This is a genomic window from Microbacterium sp. Root166, from assembly GCF_001427145.1.
Lineage (GTDB): Bacteria > Actinomycetota > Actinomycetes > Actinomycetales > Microbacteriaceae > Microbacterium.
In genome coordinates this window covers 392,533-410,354 of the sequence record NZ_LMGL01000003.1, presented here as the reverse complement: position 1 = coordinate 410,354, position 17,822 = coordinate 392,533, and the positions used below count along the sequence as shown (strand labels likewise).

Here is a 17,822-nt window from a genome sequence, read left to right as displayed (position 1 = left end):
GTCAGCCCAGCTGCTCGGTGAGCTCGAACCAGCGCTCCTCGACGCCGTCGCGCTCCTTCTCGAGCTCTCCGATGCGGGTCATCTCGGCGCCGATGCCGGCGTAGTCGGACTGATCGTGCTCGGCGAGCGCGGTGCGGGCCTTGGCGATCTGGAACTCGAGCTTCTGGAGGCGCCGCTCGAGCGCCGAGACCTCCTTCTGCGCCGCCCGCAGCTCGGCACCGCCGAGCCCGGGCGCCGCGGCCGCGCCCGAGCCGGATGCCGAGCCCGCCACGGGCGCCTCGCGCTCGCGCGTGCGCAGGCGCAGGTATTCGTCGACGCCGCCCGGAAGGTGGCGCAGGTGCCCGCCGAGGATGGCGTACTGCTGGTCGGTGACGCGCTCGAGGAAGTACCGGTCGTGCGACACCACGAGGAGGGTGCCCGGCCACGAGTCGAGGAGGTCCTCCATCGCGGCGAGCATGTCGGTGTCGAGGTCGTTGGTCGGCTCGTCGAGGATCAGCACGTTCGGCTGCTCGAGGAGGATCAGGAGCAGCTGCAGGCGGCGCTTCTGACCGCCCGAGAGATCCTTCACCGGCGTCGACAGCTGCGCGCTCGAGAAGCCCATGCGCTCGAGCAGCTGGCCGGGAGTGAGGTCCTGCGACTTGGAGCCGCTGCCGAAGCTGTAGGTGGTGCGCAGTCCCGCGATCACGACGCGCACCGGGTCGGCGAGGTGCTGCTCCAGCTCGTCGAGCCGCTGCGTGAGGGTCGCCACCTTCACGGTCTTGCCGCGCTTGACCGTGCCGCCGGTGGGCAGCACGTCCCCCGAGACGAGTCCCAGGAGCGTCGACTTGCCGGCGCCGTTGACGCCGAGGATGCCGGTGCGCTCGCCGGGCGCGATGCGCCATTCGACGGGGTGCAGCACCTCGCGCGCAGGGCCCCCGTCGGGTGACGGATACGCCACCGAGGCGTCGAGCAGATCGACCACGTCCTTGCCGAGGCGCGAGACGGCGAGCGACTGCAGCTCGGTCTTGTCGCGGATCTCGGGGACGTCGGCGATGAGGGCGTTTGCCGCGTCGATGCGGAACTTGGGCTTGGCGGTGCGCGCGGGTGCTCCGCGGCGGAGCCACGCCAGCTCTTTGCGGGCGAGGTTCTGACGGCGCTGCTCGATGGAGGCGGCCTGGCGGTCGCGCTCGACGCGCTGCAGGATGTACGCCGCGTACCCGCCCTCGAACGGGTCGACGATGCGGTCGTGCACCTCCCACGTGCGGGTGCAGACCTCGTCGAGGAACCAGCGGTCGTGCGTCACGACCAGCATTCCGCCCTGGCTCGCCGGCCACCGGCGCTTGAGGTGCTCGGCGAGCCACGCGATCGCCTCGACGTCCAGGTGGTTGGTGGGCTCGTCGAGGAAGATCACGTCGTGGTCGCCGGTGAGCAGCGCCGCCAGTGCCACACGGCGGCGCTGGCCGCCGGAGAGACCGGCGACGGGGCCGTCCCACGGGATGTCGCCGAGAAGTCCCGCGATGACGTCGCGGGTGCGGGAGTCCCCCGCCCAGTCGTGCTCGGCGCGGTCGCCCACGACGGACTGCGCGACGGTCAGGGCGTCATCGAGCGTGTCCGCCTGATCGAGCACGCCGACCGTCACGCCGCTGCGGACGGTCACGCGTCCGGAGTCCGGCTCGAGGCGACCGGCGAGCATCGCCATCAGGCTCGACTTGCCGTCGCCGTTGCGGCCGACGATGCCGATGCGGTCGCCCTCGTCGACGCCGAGCGAGATGCCGTCGAAGACGACCTTCGTCGGGAACTCCAGGTGCAGGGCCTCGGCCCCCAGAAGATGTGCCATGTTCCCTCAAGGCTAGGCGGCCGGCCCGACCCGTCAGTACCAGATGCTCAGCTTCGGCGCGGTGTGCCAGGCGAACACGCGCGCGGCGGCCGCGGCATGCGAGGACTGCACCCGCCCCGCGGCGGCGAGAGTGGCGAGCGAGACGCCGCCCAGATACACGGCCGACAGCTCCTCGATGCCGAGTGCGACCGCGACGGCACCTTCCGGTGCGTCATCGCCCGTCCACGGCGAGACCCGTCCGCGGCCATCCTCGCCGACCTCGAGCAGGAATCGGCCGCCCGCGAGTCCCAGCGGGTCCGTCACGTCCAGCGCGACCCGGCCCGCCGCTCCGAAGGCGCGCGCCTCGAGAGTCGCCGGCACGTCGAGGATGCGCACGTACTGGTGGTCGCGCAGCGTCACGGTCGCGGCGCGCTGGTCGGCGATCATCCACCGCAGCGGCTCGTCGACCGAGAGTTCGTCCGCGTGGACCTCGGACACGAGATCGAGCTCGAGGAGGAAGCGCCACAGCGCCGCATAGGCGTCGGAGTTCTCGGCGAGCAGGTACGACACCCGCACCGTCGCCTTGGTGAAGTCGTCGTGGTTCTCCTTGACCGAGTACAGCGCGAGGCCGCGCACCTCGCCCGACTCGTCCGTGAACTGCACGGCCCGCTTCTCGCCTGCCTTCTCGGCGTCGGGCCGGGTGCCGGCGAAGTTGTCCCAGTGTCCGCCGGGCACGTCGATCTCGCCGGCGGCATCCAGCCGCACCCGCTCGTGCAGCGCCGGGATCAGCTCGCGCAGCCGCTCGCGCGGGATGAAGTCGACGCGGCCGGCCGGGCGCGGGCCGATCCACGTCGCCCGCCGGGTCTCGATCTTCCACGACGCGCTCGCCGCCGCCGGGGCGAACCCGTAGCGGCCGTACAGGGTCGACTCGCTGACGGTGAGCATGGCCATCGGCGCGTGCGCGGCGACGGCCGCACGCAGCTCGCCCTCGAGCATGGCCCGCGCGATGCCGCGCCGGCGATGGGTCGGGGCCACGGTCACGGCCGAGATCGCGCACGATGCGATGTCGGCGCCGCCGGGCACGGTGAGCCGGCCGATCCACGAGGCGATCGAGGCGACCGGGTGATCGGCCATCGGCGCAGACGGGTCGTAGACGCCGGTGAGCCGCCGGTAGCCGCTGCGCTCGCGGTTGGCAGCGACCTGCTCGTCACTGCGCTCGCCGTCCTGGAAGCCCCGAGCGACGATCTGGAGCCAGGCCGGGAAGGCGTCGCCGTCGACGGGAACGAGGCGGTACTCCAGGCCGGTGCCCGCGAGGCGATCGCGCGACACGGGATCGACCGGCGCGACGAGAAACGCCTCCGGGTCGGTCCGGTCTTCGGTTCGAGAGGTCATGTCGACTCCTTCCGGGTTCGTGATTCAGCCGGGATTCGAGATTCAGGGGTTCAGGCCACGACACGGGCGCCGGCGACCGGCCCGTGGACGTGAAGCGCCTTCAGCCCGGCGGCCGAGAGCATCACCTGCAGTTCGAGAGCTGACTCCGGGTCGCCCGCCAGGAAGGCCAGCGTAGGCCCGGACCCCGACACCATGCCCGCCAGCGCACCGGCCCGCTCGCCGATCTCGAGCACGTCCCGCAGACCCGGCCGCAGCGAGAGCGCCGCGGTCTGGAGGTCGTTGCGGGTGTGCTCGGCGAGCGCCACGGGGTCTCCCGCGCGCAGGGCCTGCAGCACCGCGGGATCGACCTCGGGCACGCGCGCGTCCACCCCGTTGTCATGCTGCGCGCGGAGCGTGTCGAGGTGCGCGTACACCTCGGGGGTGGACAGCCCCTCCTCGGACGGCACGACCACCCAGTCGAAGCGGCCCTTCGCGAGCGCGGGGCTGAGCTGGTCGCCCCGGCCGGTGCCCACGGCGGTGCCGCCCATCAGGGCGAAGGGGACGTCCGCGCCGAGGCGTGCGGCGAGCTTGTGCAGCTCGGCGGTGCCGAGGTCGGCACGCCACAGCGCGTCGCACGCGACGAGGGCGGCCGCGGCATCCGCTGATCCTCCGCCCATGCCTCCGGCGACCGGCACGCTCTTGACGATGTCGAGGTGCACGCCGCCGCGGTAGCCGATGCGCTGCGCGAGCAGCCGCGCCGCCCGCACGGCGAGGTTGCGGTCGTCCGCGGGGACGCCGTCGATGTCGACCGCTCCCGAGACCGTCACGGTGAAATCGTCCGAGTGGCTCGCCCACACGTTCTCGTAGAGCGAGACGGCCTGATAGGCCGACGCGACGTCGTGGTAGCCGTCCTCCTGCACGCCGCCGACCTCGAAGAAGAGATTCAGCTTCCCCGGGGCGCGCACGTGGACGCGTTCGCTCGCGTAGGCCTCGCTCACCTCTGGGCCGACTCCGCCCAGAGGTCCACGTCGATGCCGTCCGACAGGGCATCGATCTGCTCGAGCTCCTCCGTCGTGAAGCCGGGCCCCTCGAGCGCGGCGAGGTTCTCGTCGATCTGCGCCGGGCGGGATGCCCCGATCAGGGCCGACGCGACCACCCGATCGCGCAGCACCCACTGCAGGGCGAGCTGGGCGAGGCTCTGCCCGCGCTCCTGGGCGATCACGTTCAGTCCGCGCAGGCGCGAGAGTCCCTTCTCGGACAGCGACCGGTCCGGCACCGACGAGCGCTGCTGGGCGCGGACGGCGGGGCCGCCGCCGAGGTACTTGTCGGTCAGCAGGCCCTGCGCGAGGGGCGTGAAGGCGATCGCACCCATCCCCTCGCCCTTGAGCACTCCGGTCAGGCCGTCCTCGACCCAGCGGTTGAGGATCGAGTAGGCGGGCTGGTGGATCACCAGCGGCGTGCCCAGCGAGCGGGCGACGGATGCCGCGACCGCGGTGCGCTCGGCACTGTACGACGAGATGCCCACGTACAGCGCCTTGCCCTGGCGGACCAGGGTGTCGAGGGCGCCGACGGTCTCCTCGATCGGCACATCGGGGTCGACGCGGTGCGAGTAGAAGATGTCGACGTAGTCCAGGCTCATCCGCTTCAGCGACTGCTCGGCGCTCGCGAGGATGTACTTGCGGGACCCGCCGTCGCCGTGGGGGCCGTGCCACATGTCGTAGCCGGCCTTGGACGAGATGATGAGCTCGTCGCGGTACGGCGCGAAGTCCTCGCGCATCATGCGCCCGAAGTTCGTCTCGGCCGAGCCGTAGGGCGGGCCGTAGTTGTTGGCGAGGTCGAAGTGCGTGATGCCCTTGTCGAAGGCGTGACGCAGCAGCGACCGCTGGTTGTCGAACGGGATGTTGTCGCCGAAGTTCCACCACAGCCCGAGCGAGATCGGCGGCAGCGTCAGCCCGGAGGTGCCGACGCGGCGGTACTCCGAGATGTCGTAGCGGTCATCTGCTGCGGTGTACGGACGGTGGAGATCTCCACCCCTGGATCGGTAGCGCTGCTCATCGGTCACGTGTTCAGGCTATCGGCGCCGGTGGGTGCACGCGCAGGAGCGTGCCGAATCCGTCCAGGCACACACTCTCCTCGCGTGTCAAGGGACGTGCGCGGAAACGTCGATGTAACGGAAGGTGCTTAGAGTGAGCCCGGAGGGATGCGGCATCGGCCGTGTCCACTCGCTAGGAGGAACCCCTTTTGACCGCACTCTCTGTCGTACCCGCTCCGCAGGACACGTGGTCGGCGCTGCTCGCTCGCGCCGACATCGCCGTCGAGGGCGGCCTCCTGCATATCGTGCACGACACGGTGACTCCGGAAGAGGCGCGACGCGCCGACATCATCCTGGTCGCCGACGCCCTCGAGAGGGCGGGCATCGAAGTCACGCTCATCCGTCACGACCGCTCCACGCCCGCGCTGGTCGTGGATCTGGAGCACCGGGACGCCGTGATGGCGGCACTCGCCGAACTCGGCGAGCGCGAGCCGGTCTACGTCACGCAGAAGCGGCGGGCGCCGGAGCGGTCCGTCGATGCCCGTCTGCGCGGCGAGGGTCCGGCGACCCTGCGGATCTTCCGTCCGCGCATCGCGCGGTCGGGCGGGCTGCGCTACGGAGCCTCGCTCGGCGCGCGCCTGGAGTTCTGGCGCTTCGGCGAGGAACTGATCGAGGCGCCCCGCGACAACGCGCTGACCCGGCGCCTCACCCCCGCAGCCGACCTCGCGTTCACGACGATCGAGCGGCTGGGCCGGCGCTGGCGCACCATCGACGGCATGTTCGACCCGCAGCCGCACGAGTTCACCGAGGACGTCGACCTCGTGTTCTCGTGGGTGGACGGCTCGGCGAGCGACTTTCAGCGGCAGCGCGCCGCCCGCATGGCGGAGTACGTGGTCGGCGAAGGCGATGACGGGCCGGCGCGCTACCGCCAGCTCGACGAGCTGCGCTACGCGCTGCGCAGCGTGCACATGTACGCCCCGTGGGTGCGGCGCATCTTCATCGCGACCGACTCCCCCGCGCCGGCCTGGCTCGAGGACCACCCGAAGGTGACGATCGTGCGCAGCGAGGAGTTCTTCGCGGACCCCTCGGTGCTCCCGACCCACAACTCGCATGCCGTCGAGGCGCAGCTGCACCGGATCCCCGGGCTTGCAGAGCACTTCCTCTACTCGAACGACGACATGTTCTTCGGCCGTCTGACCGAGCCCGAGCTGTTCTTCACCCCGGCCGGGGTGTCGAAGTTCGTCGAGTGCGAGGTGCGGATCGGCTCCGGCGATCCTGCGCCGCACCGCAGCGGCCACGACAACGGCCTGCGGGTGAACCGCGGACTCCTCAAGGAGCGCTTCGGCCGGACGATCGTGCGCGACCTCGAGCACTGCGCGACGCCGCTGCGACGGAGCGTCATGGCCGAGCTCGAGCTGGCCTTCCCCGACGACTTCGCGCGGACCGCGGCATCCCGATTCCGCTCTGCCACCGACATCTCGGTGACGAACAGCCTCTACCACTACTACGCGCTCATGACCGGCCGTGCCGTCGCCACGAAGCAGCCGCGTGTGCGGTACGTGCAGACGACGCTGGCGGCCTCGCTGCGCCGGATGGAGCGGCTGGCCGAGCGCACCGACATCGACATGTTCTGCCTCAACGACGGCGGCGAGACCGAGGTCCCCGAGCAGCTGCGCATGCGCGTCGTGCGCGAGTCGCTCGAGCGTATGTTCCCGGTGCAGGCTCCGTGGGAGCGCGCCGAGCTCAGCGCGGCAGAGAGATCGGCTCGGTCGGCGCACCCTTCGGCGCGGAGCTGAAGTCGCCGATCCCGGCGAGAAGCAGCCGCCGCTGAGTCTCGTCGGCATCGATGTGCTCGAGCACGTTCGGGGCATCGATGGGAACGACCGAGTGCACGACGGTGTCGTCGAAGAGGTGGATCAGGTTGAACGCCTGGGCGCCGTCCTGCGGGCGGGTGCCGCCGGTGGGCACGGTGAGGTCCTGGGCGTAGCAGGTCGAGGACGCTACTGAGACGGGGATGCCCGCGAACGTCGCGAACGTCGAGTAGTGCAGGTGACCCGCAATGATCGCGCGCACGTCGCTGCCGCGCAGCACCGAAGCCAAGCGCGACTGGTCGCGCAGCTCGACGCTCGAGGCCAGCGGCAGCACGCTCGGCACGGGCGGGTGGTGCATCGCGAGGATCGTGCCCAGCGGTGCCGGCGTCGCCAGCACGCCGGCCAGCCAGGCGAGCTGCTCGTCGGCGAGCTCGCCGTGGTGCAGGCCGGGCACGGTCGAATCCAGCGTGATCAGCCGCAGGCCGTCGAGCTCGAAGACGGAGTCGACCGGCGCGGTGTGACCGAGTTCCCCCAGCAGCGTCTCGCGGAACGCCGCCCGGTCGTCGTGGTTGCCCATCACCCACACGACCCGCGCTCCGAGTCGCGCCGCGAACGGGTCGACGAGCGCCCGCAGCCGGGCGTAGGCATCGCGCTCGCCGAGATCGGCCAGGTCGCCGGTGAACACGACGGCGTCGGGCCGGATGCCGCTGGCCTCGATCACGCCGAGCGCCCGCTCGAGGTGCGAGGCCGCGTCGACCAGGTCGAACAGTCGCGATCCGCCTGCGCGCAGGTGGGTGTCGCTGAGGTGCAGCAGGGTCCGCTCGGGTTTCGGGTACTCGGCGGTGCGCATGGGCTCGTCTCCCCCGCCCCGGGCGGTCGCTCAGGACTTGCCGAAATGTTACCGGCATGTTTCGGCGCATCCGGGGAGGCTCGGTGAACCCTGAGGGAACACTCGGCGCACATTGCGTCTGCGGCGCCCACCGGGCGCGTCGCCGGGCGACGGTCAGAGGGCGCGGGCGATCCGCACGAAGTCGTCGATCGAGAGCTCCTCGCCGCGGGCCGTGGGCGCGACTTCGGCGCGTTCCAGGACAGCGGATGCCTCGGCCGCCGTGCCGCCGAGGACGGCCGCCAGCGCCTGCCGCAGCATCTTGCGGCGCTGCTGGAACGCCGCGTCGACGATCCGGAAGGTGCGCAGGCGCTCCTCCTCGGTGCCGCGGGGCTCGGGGTCGCGCCGGAAGGCCACGAGCACGCTGTCGACGTTCGGAACGGGCCAGAACACCTGGCGCGAGACCGTGCCCGCCAGGCGCCACGGCCCATACCAGGCCGCCTTCACGCTCGGCGCGCCGTAGACCTTCGAGCCGGGGGGCGCGGCGAGTCGCTCGCCCACCTCCGCCTGGACCATGACGACCCCGCGCTCGATCAGCGGGAAGTGCTCGAGGAAGTGCAGGATGACCGGCACGCTGACGTTGTACGGCAGGTTCGCGACCAGCACGGTGGGCTCGCCCGGCAGCTCCTCGATGCGCAGCGCATCGGCGTCGACGACGCGCAGCGCCCCGTCTGCGACGCCGTGGGCGGCCGCGGTGGCCGGCAGCCGCTCGGCGAGCCGGTGGTCGATCTCGACCGCTGTCACCGATGCGCCGGTCTCGAGGATCGCGAGCGTCAGCGACCCGAGGCCGGGGCCCACCTCGACGACGCTCTCGCCCGCGGCGACACCCGCCACGTGCACGATCTTGCGGACGGTGTTGGCGTCGACGACGAAGTTCTGGCCGAGCTTCTTGGTGGGCGTGACGTCGAGAGCGGCGGCGAGCGCCCGGATCTCCGAGGCGCCGAGCAGGGTCACGGGCATGCGTTCACCCTACCCAGTGGGCGCCGCGCCGCTGTCCGACATAGGATCGTCCGATGCCCTCCCTCGGCGATCTCATCGCACCCCGCCGCCTGGGCACCGACTTCCGCTGGCTGCTCGCCTCGTCGTGGACGAGCAACATCGGCGACGGCATCGCCCTGTCCGCGGCGCCGCTGCTCGTCGCGTCCTTGACGTCGTCCCCGCTGCTGGTGGCCGCGGGCGCGATGATGCAGTTCCTGCCCTGGCTGCTGTTCGGGCTGCTCGCCGGTTCCTTCGCCGACCACCACGACCGCCGGCGCCTGGTGATGGTGGCGAACGGGTCCCGCGCGGTGATCGTCGGGGTGCTCGTGGTGTTCCTCGTCACCGGGCAGGCGACCGTGTGGATCGTCCTGGCGACCGCGTTCCTCTACGGCACCGCGGAGGTCTTCGCCGACTCCGCCGGGAGCACGCTGCTGCCCATGCTCGTGAAGCCCGCCGATCTGGGCATCGGCAACGCGCGCATGCAGGCCGGGTACCTCGTCGCCAATCAACTGGCCGGGCCGCCGCTGGGCGCCTTCCTCTTCGCCGTCGGCTCGTTCTGGCCGTTCCTCGTGCAGATCCTGTGCGTCTCGCTGGCCGTGATCCTGATCTCGCGGATCGCGCGCACGCCCGTCCCGCCGCAGGAGGCACGCGACCCGGGCGTCAAGCCGCATCCGATCCGCGAGGGACTGCGCTGGCTGCGCGGCAACGCGCCGGTGCGCACCCTCGTGCTGATCATCCTGGTGTTCAACATCACGTGGGCGGCGCCCTGGGGCGTGCTCGTCCTCTACGCCACCGAGTACCTCGGGATGGGCGCGGTCGGCTACGGCGCGCTCACCACGGCGTCGGCTCTGGGCGGTCTCGTCGCCGTCGGATGCTTCGGCTGGCTCGAGAAGCACATCTCGTTCTCCACCCTCATGCGCGTCTGCCTCGCCCTCGAAGTGCTCATGCACCTCGCGTTCGCACTGACGACGTCGGGCATCGTCGCCCTCATCATCATGTTCGGGTTCGGCCTCTATGCGTTCGTATGGGGCACGATCTCGACCACGGTGCGCCAGCGACTCGTGCCGATGGAGCTGCAGGGGCGCATCGCCTCCGTGAACATGGTCGGCGTCTTCGGCGGTCTGGTGATCGGCCAGCTCATCGGTGGTCTCCTCGCCGAGGCCTGGGGTCCCACCGCCCCGTGGTGGTTCGCCTTCGCCGGGTCGGCGATCACCCTCGCGCTGGTGTGGCGTCCGATCTCGCATATCGCCGCCGCCAAGCCCGTGCTCGGCGAGGAGGAGGCGAAGGACGTCGCCGCCGACGAAGAGCCTGGTGCCGGCGGGATGCCCCTGCCCGACTGACCGGCGGGGTCAGTCCTCGCCCTCCCACGAGAGCTCGACGGTGGGCAGGATGAGCACGCGCCCGGCCGTCGCCGTCGGATGCTTCGCCATGTAGGCCGCTGCCTCCTCGATCGACTCGGCCTCGAGCACGTCGTAGCCGGCGAACCACTCCTTGAATTCGGGGAATGGACCGTCGGTGACGATCGTCCGGCCGTCGCGGACGATCACTGACTTGGCCCGGTCTCGGCCTGCGACGACCGAGCCGAGGCCGACCGTGCCGGCCTCGATCCCCTCCTCGGCCCATGTCTCGAGCATCCGTCGGTCCTCCCCCGGTGCGAGCTTCGAGCCGGTCGAGTCGGTCAGGTGGAGCACGAGGTACTGCTGAGTGGTCATTCGGATTCTCCCTTGGTGGATGCCGCGAGCTCGTCGCGGCGGCGGATGAGGTGGGCGACTTCGGCGGAGTTGCCCGCCAAGTCGATCGCCCGGTCGTACGCGGTGCGCGCATCCTCGGGGCGGCCGACGCGTCGGAGCAGTTCGGCCCGAGTGGTGTGGAATGCGTGATGGCTCCCGAGCGGTTGGGCGAGTCGATCGACCATGGCCAGGCCGACCTCGGGCGAATCGAACTCCGAGACGGCGATCGCCCTGTTGAGCGTGACGATGGGGTTCGGGTCCACCCGCTCGAGCTCACCGTAGAGCGACACGATCCGCGACCAGTCGGTGTCGCTCGCGTGCGCTGCCGATGCGTGCACCGCGTTGATCGCCGAAAGCAGCTGATACCTGTCCATCTCCCCGTCGCCGCGCGCGACCGCGTCGATCCGTTCGCGCACCAGGGCGAGGCCCTCATCGATGAGCGTGCGATCCCATGCTCCGCGGTCCTGCTCGTCGAGGCGCACGAGCTCGCCGTCGACCGAGACGCGCGCTCCCGCACGCGCCTCCGTCAGGAGCATGAGCGCCAGTAGACCCGTGGCCTCGGCACGCTCCCCGGACCCCGCCGGGAGCAGGTCGCGAACGAGTCGCGTCAGCCGTATCGCCTCCCCGGTGAGGTCGGGGCGGAGGGGATCCGAGTCCTGGCCGGAGGCGAGGTATCCCTCGTTGAAGATCAGATACAGCACGGCGAGCACTCCGTCGGTGCGGCCGGGCAGGTCGCCCTGCTCGGGCACGCGAAAGCCAAGCCCTGCGGCCTTGATCTTCGCCTTGGCACGCGTCAGGCGCGCGCCCATGGTCGTCTCCTGCACGAGGAACGCGTGCGCGATCTCGGTGACGGTCAGTCCGCCGACGATCCGCAGCGTGAGCGCGACCCGCGCCTCCATCGACAGCACCGGGTGACAGCACACGAACATCAGGCGGAGCCGGTCGTCGCCGACAGCGCCCACCTCGTCGGCGACGGGTGCATCCTCTGCGAGCATGAGCGCCTCCCGGTACAGCCCGTCACGGCGCGCTTCGCGCCGGAGCCGGTCGATCGCCTTGCGGTGGGCGGTCATCGTGATCCAGCCTCCGGGGTTGGGCGGGATGCCGTCGTCCGGCCACCGCTCGATCGCCACGGCGAAAGCCTCGGCCGCGGCCTCCTCGGCGATGTCGAGGTCGGCGAAGCGCCGGGTGAGCCCGGCGACGACGCGGGCCCACTCCTCTCGGTGGGTGCGCGCGACCGTTGCGGCGACGTCTGTGCGCACGGCTCGGCCTCCTCGTGGTCGCCTGGCGACGACCCTCATCAGATCAACGAACGGGACTCGTCCGATTCGACACCGGGACGGACGAAAGATTCAAGTGCCCCGTGCCCACCACCGCTGTCGAAATCCCGCGCCGTCATTCGTGGCATTGGGGAGGGCGGGTCACCGGATCGGCCAGCGAGGAGAGGTGAGGGACATGATGTACAGCCGCATGAACGCCGACGACGTGGGCGAGTACGCCGATCGGATCGTGGAGGCGCGGGAGCAGCACCGCCGGGAGCGTCGGGCGCGGCGCCACGCCTTCTGGAACGGGGTGAGCGCGTTCCTCCTGTCGATCCCGGCAGGGATCGGGATCCGCCTCGGCGGCTGACGGGCGAGGACCGCCCGTCGAGCACCTCAGTCCCCGAAGGCCCCGTAGACCTCGAGCGTGTTCGCGGCGAGCTGTGCGCACAGCTCGTCGAGCTCGACTTCGAGCTCCACGGCCATGAACCGCACCGTCACCGGCACCAGGTATGGCGCGTTCGGGCGACCGCGATGCGGGATGGGGGTGAGGAACGGGGCATCCGTCTCGACCAGGATCCGCTCGCGCGGCGTGACCTTCAGGGCATCCCGCAGGTTCTGCGCGTTCTTGAAGGTCACGTTGCCCGCGAACGACAGGTAGTAGCCGCGCTCCGCGGCGATCTCGACCATCGCCGCGTCGCCCGAGAAGCAGTGGAAGACGGTGCGCTCGGGCGCCCCGACGCGCTCGAGGGTCTCGAGCACCGCGTCGTGCGCGTCGCGGTCGTGGATCTGCATCGCGACGTCGTGCTTCTTGGCCAGCTCGATGTGCGCCTCGAACGACCGCGCCTGGGCTGCGAAGCCGTCGGGCTCGGTCCGGAAGAAATCCAGCCCGGTCTCGCCGATCGCGCGCACCCGCGGCTGCGCGGCCAGCTCGTCGATCACGGCGATCGCCTCGTCGAGGCGCCCGGCCTGCTCGTACGCCGGCGCCTCGTTGGGGTGGATGGCGACCGCGGCCAGAACCCGGGGGTGGGATGCCGCGGCCCACGCCGACCAGCGGCTCGAGTCGATGTCGCCGCCGGCCTGCACGACGCCGATGACCCCGACCTCGTCGGCGCGCTGCAGCTGCGCCTCGAGCGAGAGCGGCTCGTCGCCGTCGGCGATCTCGAGGTGGGCGTGGTTGTCGTACACCGGCACCGGAAGGGGCGCAGGAGCCTCGGGCCAGCGCACGTCGCGCTTGCCGTCGTTGTGCCGCTCGCGCACGTAGCCGCTCGGGTCCGTCATGGGGATCGGGGCTTAGACGGTCTGCTCGACGCGCGGGAACAGCGGCGACAGGGCTGCCACCGACGTGCCCGGCTTCAGCACGCCCCACGCCCCCGCCTCGCGGATCGGCTGGTCGACGAGACGCCCGAGCGACTCGGTCGCGCCGAGTGCGACCCAGAGCTTCTCGGTCGCGACCGGCGTGACCGGCGACAGCAGCACGGCCAGCGCGCGCAGGCCCTCGGCCGCCGTGTAGAGCACGGTGCCCAGTCGCTCGCGCTGCGCCTCGTCCTTGGCGAGCGCCCAGGGCTCGTTCTCGGTGATGTAGAGGTTGAGGGCGTCGACGATGGTCCAGATCGACGAGATCGCCTCGTCGATGCGGAAGCGCTCGATCGCCGCGTCGGCGGCGGTCGCGGCATCCGCCACGGTCTTCTGGATGTGCAGATCGGCGTCGGTGTACCCCGCCGCCGACGGAACCACGCCGTCGAAGTAGCGCTCGATCATCGCGATCGTGCGCGAGGCGAGGTTGCCGAACCCGTTGGCGAGCTCCGCCTGGTAGCGGGCCGAGAGGTCCTCCCACGAGAACGAGCCGTCCTGGCCGAACGCGATCGCAGACAGGAAGTAGAACCGGTAGGCGTCCGAGCCGAAGACGTCGGTGATCTCGGTCGGCGCGATGCCGGTGAGCTTCGACTTCGACATCTTCTCGCCGCCGACGAGCAGCCAGCCGTGCGCGAACACCCCCTGCGGGACGTCGACCCCGGCGGCCATCAGCATCGCCGGCCAGATGACGGCGTGGAAGCGCAGGATGTCCTTGCCCACGACGTGGTACGCGGGCCACCGGCGCGCGAACTCCTCGGGGTCCGAGCCGTAGCCGACCGCCGTGGCGTAGTTCAGCAGCGCGTCGACCCACACGTAGATGACGTGCGAGTCGTCCCACGGCACCTTGATGCCCCAGTCGAACGTCGACCGCGAGATCGAGAGGTCCTTGAGTCCGTTCTTCACGAACGAGACGACCTCGTTGCGGGCCGACTCGGGACGGATGAAGTCCCCGTTCGAATACAGCTCGAGGAGCTTGTCCTGGAACTCGCTGAGCTTGAAGAAGTAGTTCTTCTCCTGGAGCAGCTCCAGCGGCTTGGAGTGGATCGCGCAGACCTTGAGAGCCTCGAACGGACCGGTGCCGTCGACGATCTCGGACTCGGTCTTGAACTCCTCGCAGCCCACGCAGTACAGCGCCTCGAACTCGCCTGCGTAGATGTAGCCGCGGTCGTAGATCGCCTGCACGAACGCCTTGACGCGCTCCTCATGGCGGGGCTGCGTGGTGCGGATGAAGTCGTCGTTCGCGATGTCGAGCGTCTCGAGCATCGGGAACCACGAGTCGCCGACGAGGCGATCGACCCATTCCTGGGGCGTCGCGCCGTTGGCCGCGGCCGCGCGCATCATCTTCTGGCCGTGCTCGTCGGTGCCCGTGAGCATCCACGTGTCGTCGCCCGCCTGGCGGTGCCAGCGCGCGAGAGTGTCGACCGCCACGGTCGTGTAGCCGTGGCCGATGTGGGGCACGTCGCTCGGGTAGTAGATCGGCGTCGTGATGTAGAAGGATCGGCCGGAAGTCACCCGAGGATTCTAGTCGGGCAGGATGCCGCGCCCGACCGTATGACCGCGGGTCAGGCGCGAGCGGCGAGCGCAGCCTGGTAGAGCTCGCGCGAGGAGTGCCCGGTGTGCGCGGCCACCTCGCCCGCGGCATCCTTCAGTCGTGTGCCCGCCCGCACGAGCTCGGCCACCTGCGTCACCGCATCGGGGAAGGCGACCTCGCGCGGGGCGGCACCGGCCACCACGATGACGAGCTCGCCGCGCACGCCGTCGGCGGCCCAGTCGATCAGCTCGGCGAGCGTGCCGCGCGCGACCTCCTCGTACAGCTTGGTGAGCTCGCGGCACACGGCGGCCTGGCGGTCGGCGCCGAAGGCGGCTGCCATATCGGCGAGGGTCGCGCTCACGCGCGTCGGGGCGTCGAAGAAGACCATGGTGCGGGGCTCGTTCGCGAGGGCGCGCAGGGCGCCGGCGCGCTCCCCCGGCTTGCGCGGCAGGAAGCCCTCGAACGTGAAGCGGTCCGTCGGCAGCCCCGACACGGCGAGCGCGGTCAGGACCGCGCTGGGTCCCGGGATCACCGTCACGGTGACACCGGCGGCCGCCGCGGCGGCGACGAGCCCGTAACCGGGGTCGCTCACCGTCGGCATGCCCGCGTCGCTCAGCACCAGGACGTCGGCGGTGCGGGCGAGCTCGACCAGTTCGGGCGCGCGGTCCTTCTCGTTGTGGTCGTGTAGCGCGATCAGCCGCGGCCGGTTCTCGATGCCGAGGGCCGCGAGAAGCCGCTGCGTCGTGCGGGTGTCCTCGGCGGCGACGACCGTGGCGGTCTGGAGCGCTTCGACCAGTCGCCGCGAGGCGTCTCCGAGATTGCCGATCGGAGTCGCCGCGAGGATGATCACGCACTCAGCCTAGGCGCGCGGTCAGCCCTGCGCCTCGGCATGCGACGGCTCGACCTCATCGACGGCGTGCTGCATGCGTTCCAGGCAGTCGATGACGATGCGCGTCTCATCCGGCGTCATGTCGATCACGGCGTCGAGCAGGCGCTTGTGCATCGCGCCGAGCGTGCGCCGGACCTCGTCGTCGGTCTCGACGGTGGGCACGACCACGATGCTGCGGCGATCGGTGGGGTGCGGGCGCCGCTCCACGTGGTTCGACTTCTGCAGCCGGTCGATGATGGCGGTCGTCGAGGCCGTAGAGACCCCGAGGTACCGGGAGAGCTCCGCGGGCGAGACCAGCCGGCTCTCCCGCTCGGCCTTGAGCAGGTAGCGCAGCGTGAGCAGGTCGTTCTCGCCCATGGCCATGGAGTCGCGGGTGCGGCGGCGCATCGCCACCTCGGACGCGCGGTAGAGCCGGAACGCCTGCAGCAGCTCGACCGCGCGGCGGCGCCGGGCGTCGGCATCCGTGCCGTACCAGTACCCGCTGTCGCTGTCTGCCACGAGACGAATCATACGGATCCCCCGGCGAAGCTCCAGGAACGCCCGTCCTAGACTTGCCGGGTGACGCACGCCGCGGGGCTGGACGCCGACCCTCCCCCCGCGCCACTGCTCCCCCGGGCGCGTCCGAGCCTGTACGACCGGTTCACGCTGCGGCTCGAGCAGGACGAGCGCGCACTGCGCCTCTACCGCTGGCTGGCTCCGACGCTCGTCGTGCTGCTCGCGGCGGCGCTGCGGCTGTGGAACCTCGGCGCGGCGCACGACCTGATGAACCAGTTCGACGAGACGTACTACGTCAAGGACGCCTGGACCCTGTCGCAGCTCGGCTACGAGGCGGCCTGGCCGCGCGACGCGAACGACCGCTTCCTGTCGGGTGAGACCGGGATCTTCACGACCGAACCGGCGTTCGTGATCCACCCTCCGCTCGGAAAGTGGATCATCGCACTGGGCATGATGGTCCTCGGTCCCGAGAACGGCTGGGGCTGGCGCCTCACGACCGCGCTCCTCGGCACCGCCGCGGTGCTGCTGCTGATGCTGATCGCGAAGCGACTCACCGGATCGACGACGTTCGCGACGGTCGCCGGACTGCTCATGGCCGTCGACGGGCTCGCGATCTCGATGAGCCGTGTGGCCCTGCTCGACACTCCGCTCACGTTCTTCGTCCTGATGGGCTTCCTGTTCGTGCTGCTCGACCGGGACCGCACGATGACCCGGATCGCCGAGACCGTCGCCGCGCGCTTCGAGGACGGCGAGCCGCCGACCTGGGGACCCCTGCTGTGGAACCGGCCGTGGATCCTCGCCGCGGGCGCGGCCCTGGGCGCCGCCTGCGCCGTCAAGTGGTCGGGAGCCTGGGTCCTCGCGGGGCTCGGCATCTACCTCGTCGTGACCGATGCGCTCGCTCGGCGCCGTGCCGGCGTGCAGTTGTGGCCGACGGATGCCGTGCGCCAGGGCGCAGTGACGTTCGTGCTCCTCGTGCCCGTCGCCCTCGTGGTGTACCTGGCGTCGTGGACCGGCTGGCTCGTGACCGACGGCGGCTACGACCGGCACGCCGCCGACGCCGAGCCGGCGACCGGGTTCTGGTCATGGGTGCCGCTGTCGCTGCAGAGCCTGTGGATCGACCACACCACGATGCTCAACGCGGCGTCCCAGATCAGCTCGCCGCACGCCTATTCGAGTCCCGCGTGGCAGTGGCCGCTGCTGCTGCGGCCGACCAACATGTACTACCAGCACGACGCGCTCGGGGTGGACGGGTGCGCGGCGGTGAACGGCTGCTCGCAGGTGGTCTCGAGCATCCCCAACCCGCTCGTCTGGTACGCCGGCGTCGCCGCCGTGCTCTACCTCGCGTACCGCTTCATCGTCGAGCGCGACTGGCGCTACGCGTTCGTGCTCACCGGGATCGCGGTCACCTACGTGCCGTGGCTGTTCTTCCCGGAGCGGACGATCTTCCAGTTCTACACGGTGCTCGTGCTGCCGTTCATGCTGCTCGCGCTGACGTTCGCGCTGCGCGACATCGCCGGGCCGCGGCACGCGGATGCCTATCGCCGGCACACCGGTCAGCGCCTGGTGATCGTGTTCCTCGTGGTGGCGCTGGCACTGGCGGCGTTCTGGTACCCGGTGATCTCGGCCATGAACGTGCCGTACGACTTCTGGCGGCTGCACAACTGGCTGCCGACCTGGGTCTAGCGCCTCCGC

16 protein-coding genes are annotated in these 17,822 nt (G+C 71.0%); 4 read left to right on the top strand and 12 right to left on the bottom strand.

Features of this window, described 5'->3' with window-relative positions; translation table 11 throughout:
- Position 1 precedes the first annotated feature (1 nt).
- From ASD56_RS13685 to ASD56_RS13670, 4 genes are read right to left on the bottom strand one after another with little or no spacing between them, the layout of a single operon-like run.
- Positions 2 to 1,816 (bottom strand): ABC-F family ATP-binding cassette domain-containing protein, encoded by a 1,815-nt coding sequence (locus ASD56_RS13685; RefSeq protein ID WP_055966775.1) that lies wholly within the window; start codon positions 1,814 to 1,816, stop codon positions 2 to 4.
- 33 nt (positions 1,817 to 1,849) lie between these two features.
- Positions 1,850 to 3,187 (bottom strand): GNAT family N-acetyltransferase, encoded by a 1,338-nt coding sequence (locus ASD56_RS13680; RefSeq protein WP_055966772.1) that lies wholly within the window; start codon positions 3,185 to 3,187, stop codon positions 1,850 to 1,852.
- Between the two features lie 50 nt (positions 3,188 to 3,237).
- Entirely contained in the window at positions 3,238 to 4,164 is a 927-nt protein-coding gene (locus ASD56_RS13675; RefSeq protein ID WP_055966769.1) for a 4-(cytidine 5'-diphospho)-2-C-methyl-D-erythritol kinase, read from the bottom strand.
- The gene (locus ASD56_RS13670; protein ID WP_055966766.1) at positions 4,161 to 5,228 is read right to left on the bottom strand and encodes an aldo/keto reductase; all 1,068 of its coding nucleotides are present in this window, start codon (positions 5,226 to 5,228) and stop codon (positions 4,161 to 4,163) included. The genes ASD56_RS13675 and ASD56_RS13670 overlap by 4 nt, the downstream gene beginning before the upstream one ends.
- Positions 5,229 to 5,407: 179 nt before the next feature.
- Here ASD56_RS13670 and ASD56_RS13665 point away from each other — a divergent pair, with 179 nt between their 5' ends.
- A complete protein-coding gene (locus ASD56_RS13665; RefSeq protein ID WP_055966764.1) occupies positions 5,408 to 6,994 on the top strand; it encodes a stealth conserved region 3 domain-containing protein in 1,587 nt (528 codons plus the stop codon).
- On the opposite strand, the gene ASD56_RS13660 is transcribed toward ASD56_RS13665, so the two are convergent.
- A complete protein-coding gene (locus ASD56_RS13660) occupies positions 6,942 to 7,859 on the bottom strand; it encodes a phosphodiesterase (RefSeq protein WP_055966761.1) in 918 nt (305 codons plus the stop codon). The two genes, ASD56_RS13665 and ASD56_RS13660, sit on opposite strands and share 53 nt — an antisense overlap.
- A 153-nt stretch (positions 7,860 to 8,012) precedes the next feature.
- The gene (gene rsmA, locus ASD56_RS13655) at positions 8,013 to 8,855 is read right to left on the bottom strand and encodes a 16S rRNA (adenine(1518)-N(6)/adenine(1519)-N(6))-dimethyltransferase RsmA (RefSeq protein ID WP_055966758.1); all 843 of its coding nucleotides are present in this window, start codon (positions 8,853 to 8,855) and stop codon (positions 8,013 to 8,015) included.
- Positions 8,856 to 8,908: 53 nt separating this feature from the next.
- Between rsmA and ASD56_RS13650 the strand changes: the two genes are divergently transcribed.
- On the top strand, positions 8,909 to 10,213 hold the full coding sequence (locus ASD56_RS13650) for an MFS transporter (RefSeq protein ID WP_055966756.1): 1,305 nt from the start codon (positions 8,909 to 8,911) through the stop codon (positions 10,211 to 10,213).
- A 9-nt stretch (positions 10,214 to 10,222) separates the two neighbouring features.
- Here ASD56_RS13650 and ASD56_RS13645 read toward each other — a convergent pair whose 3' ends face one another.
- Entirely contained in the window at positions 10,223 to 10,585 is a 363-nt protein-coding gene (locus ASD56_RS13645; RefSeq protein ID WP_055966753.1) for a YciI family protein, read from the bottom strand.
- The gene (locus ASD56_RS13640; protein ID WP_055966750.1) at positions 10,582 to 11,901 is read right to left on the bottom strand and encodes an RNA polymerase sigma factor; all 1,320 of its coding nucleotides are present in this window, start codon (positions 11,899 to 11,901) and stop codon (positions 10,582 to 10,584) included. Before ASD56_RS13640 ends, ASD56_RS13645 begins: the two co-directional genes overlap by 4 nt.
- 154 nt (positions 11,902 to 12,055) lie before the next feature.
- On the opposite strand from ASD56_RS13640, the gene ASD56_RS13635 reads away from it, so the two are divergent.
- Positions 12,056 to 12,229, top strand: a complete 174-nt coding sequence (locus ASD56_RS13635) for a hypothetical protein (RefSeq protein ID WP_157536097.1) — start codon at positions 12,056 to 12,058, stop codon at positions 12,227 to 12,229.
- Between the two features lie 26 nt (positions 12,230 to 12,255).
- Here the strand turns inward: ASD56_RS13635 and ASD56_RS13630 are convergent, their stop codons facing one another.
- The 4 genes from ASD56_RS13630 to ASD56_RS13615 are packed head-to-tail and all read right to left on the bottom strand — an operon-like array spanning position 12,256 to position 16,133.
- The gene (locus ASD56_RS13630; RefSeq protein WP_055966743.1) at positions 12,256 to 13,140 is read right to left on the bottom strand and encodes a TatD family hydrolase; all 885 of its coding nucleotides are present in this window, start codon (positions 13,138 to 13,140) and stop codon (positions 12,256 to 12,258) included.
- 12 nt (positions 13,141 to 13,152) lie between these two features.
- Positions 13,153 to 14,727 (bottom strand): methionine--tRNA ligase, encoded by a 1,575-nt coding sequence (metG, locus tag ASD56_RS13625; protein WP_055966740.1) that lies wholly within the window; start codon positions 14,725 to 14,727, stop codon positions 13,153 to 13,155.
- A gap of 50 nt (positions 14,728 to 14,777) precedes the next feature.
- Positions 14,778 to 15,596, bottom strand: a complete 819-nt coding sequence (rsmI, locus tag ASD56_RS13620) for a 16S rRNA (cytidine(1402)-2'-O)-methyltransferase (RefSeq protein ID WP_055966738.1) — start codon at positions 15,594 to 15,596, stop codon at positions 14,778 to 14,780.
- Between the two features lie 21 nt (positions 15,597 to 15,617).
- Positions 15,618 to 16,133, bottom strand: a complete 516-nt coding sequence (locus tag ASD56_RS13615) for a MarR family winged helix-turn-helix transcriptional regulator (RefSeq protein ID WP_235565720.1) — start codon at positions 16,131 to 16,133, stop codon at positions 15,618 to 15,620.
- 60 nt (positions 16,134 to 16,193) lie between these two features.
- Here ASD56_RS13615 and ASD56_RS13610 point away from each other — a divergent pair, with 60 nt between their 5' ends.
- Positions 16,194 to 17,813, top strand: a complete 1,620-nt coding sequence (locus tag ASD56_RS13610; RefSeq protein ID WP_235565719.1) for a dolichyl-phosphate-mannose--protein mannosyltransferase — start codon at positions 16,194 to 16,196, stop codon at positions 17,811 to 17,813.
- The last annotated feature ends 9 nt before the right edge of the window (positions 17,814 to 17,822 follow it).

What these genes read in the sequence shown, in the direction of transcription:
- ASD56_RS13685 (WP_055966775.1), bottom strand. Translation starts at nt 1,816, where the DNA reads ATGGCACATCTTCTGGGGGCCGAGGCCCTGCACCTGGAGTTCCCGACG.
- ASD56_RS13680 (WP_055966772.1), bottom strand. Translation starts at nt 3,187, where the DNA reads ATGACCTCTCGAACCGAAGACCGGACCGACCCGGAGGCGTTTCTCGTC.
- ASD56_RS13660 (WP_055966761.1), bottom strand. Translation starts at nt 7,859, where the DNA reads ATGCGCACCGCCGAGTACCCGAAACCCGAGCGGACCCTGCTGCACCTC.
- rsmA (WP_055966758.1), bottom strand. Translation starts at nt 8,855, where the DNA reads ATGCCCGTGACCCTGCTCGGCGCCTCGGAGATCCGGGCGCTCGCCGCC.
- ASD56_RS13650 (WP_055966756.1), top strand. Translation starts at nt 8,909, where the DNA reads ATGCCCTCCCTCGGCGATCTCATCGCACCCCGCCGCCTGGGCACCGAC.
- ASD56_RS13645 (WP_055966753.1), bottom strand. Translation starts at nt 10,585, where the DNA reads ATGACCACTCAGCAGTACCTCGTGCTCCACCTGACCGACTCGACCGGC.
- ASD56_RS13640 (WP_055966750.1), bottom strand. Translation starts at nt 11,901, where the DNA reads ATGAGGGTCGTCGCCAGGCGACCACGAGGAGGCCGAGCCGTGCGCACA.
- ASD56_RS13635 (WP_157536097.1), top strand. Translation starts at nt 12,056, where the DNA reads ATGATGTACAGCCGCATGAACGCCGACGACGTGGGCGAGTACGCCGAT.
- ASD56_RS13630 (WP_055966743.1), bottom strand. Translation starts at nt 13,140, where the DNA reads ATGACGGACCCGAGCGGCTACGTGCGCGAGCGGCACAACGACGGCAAG.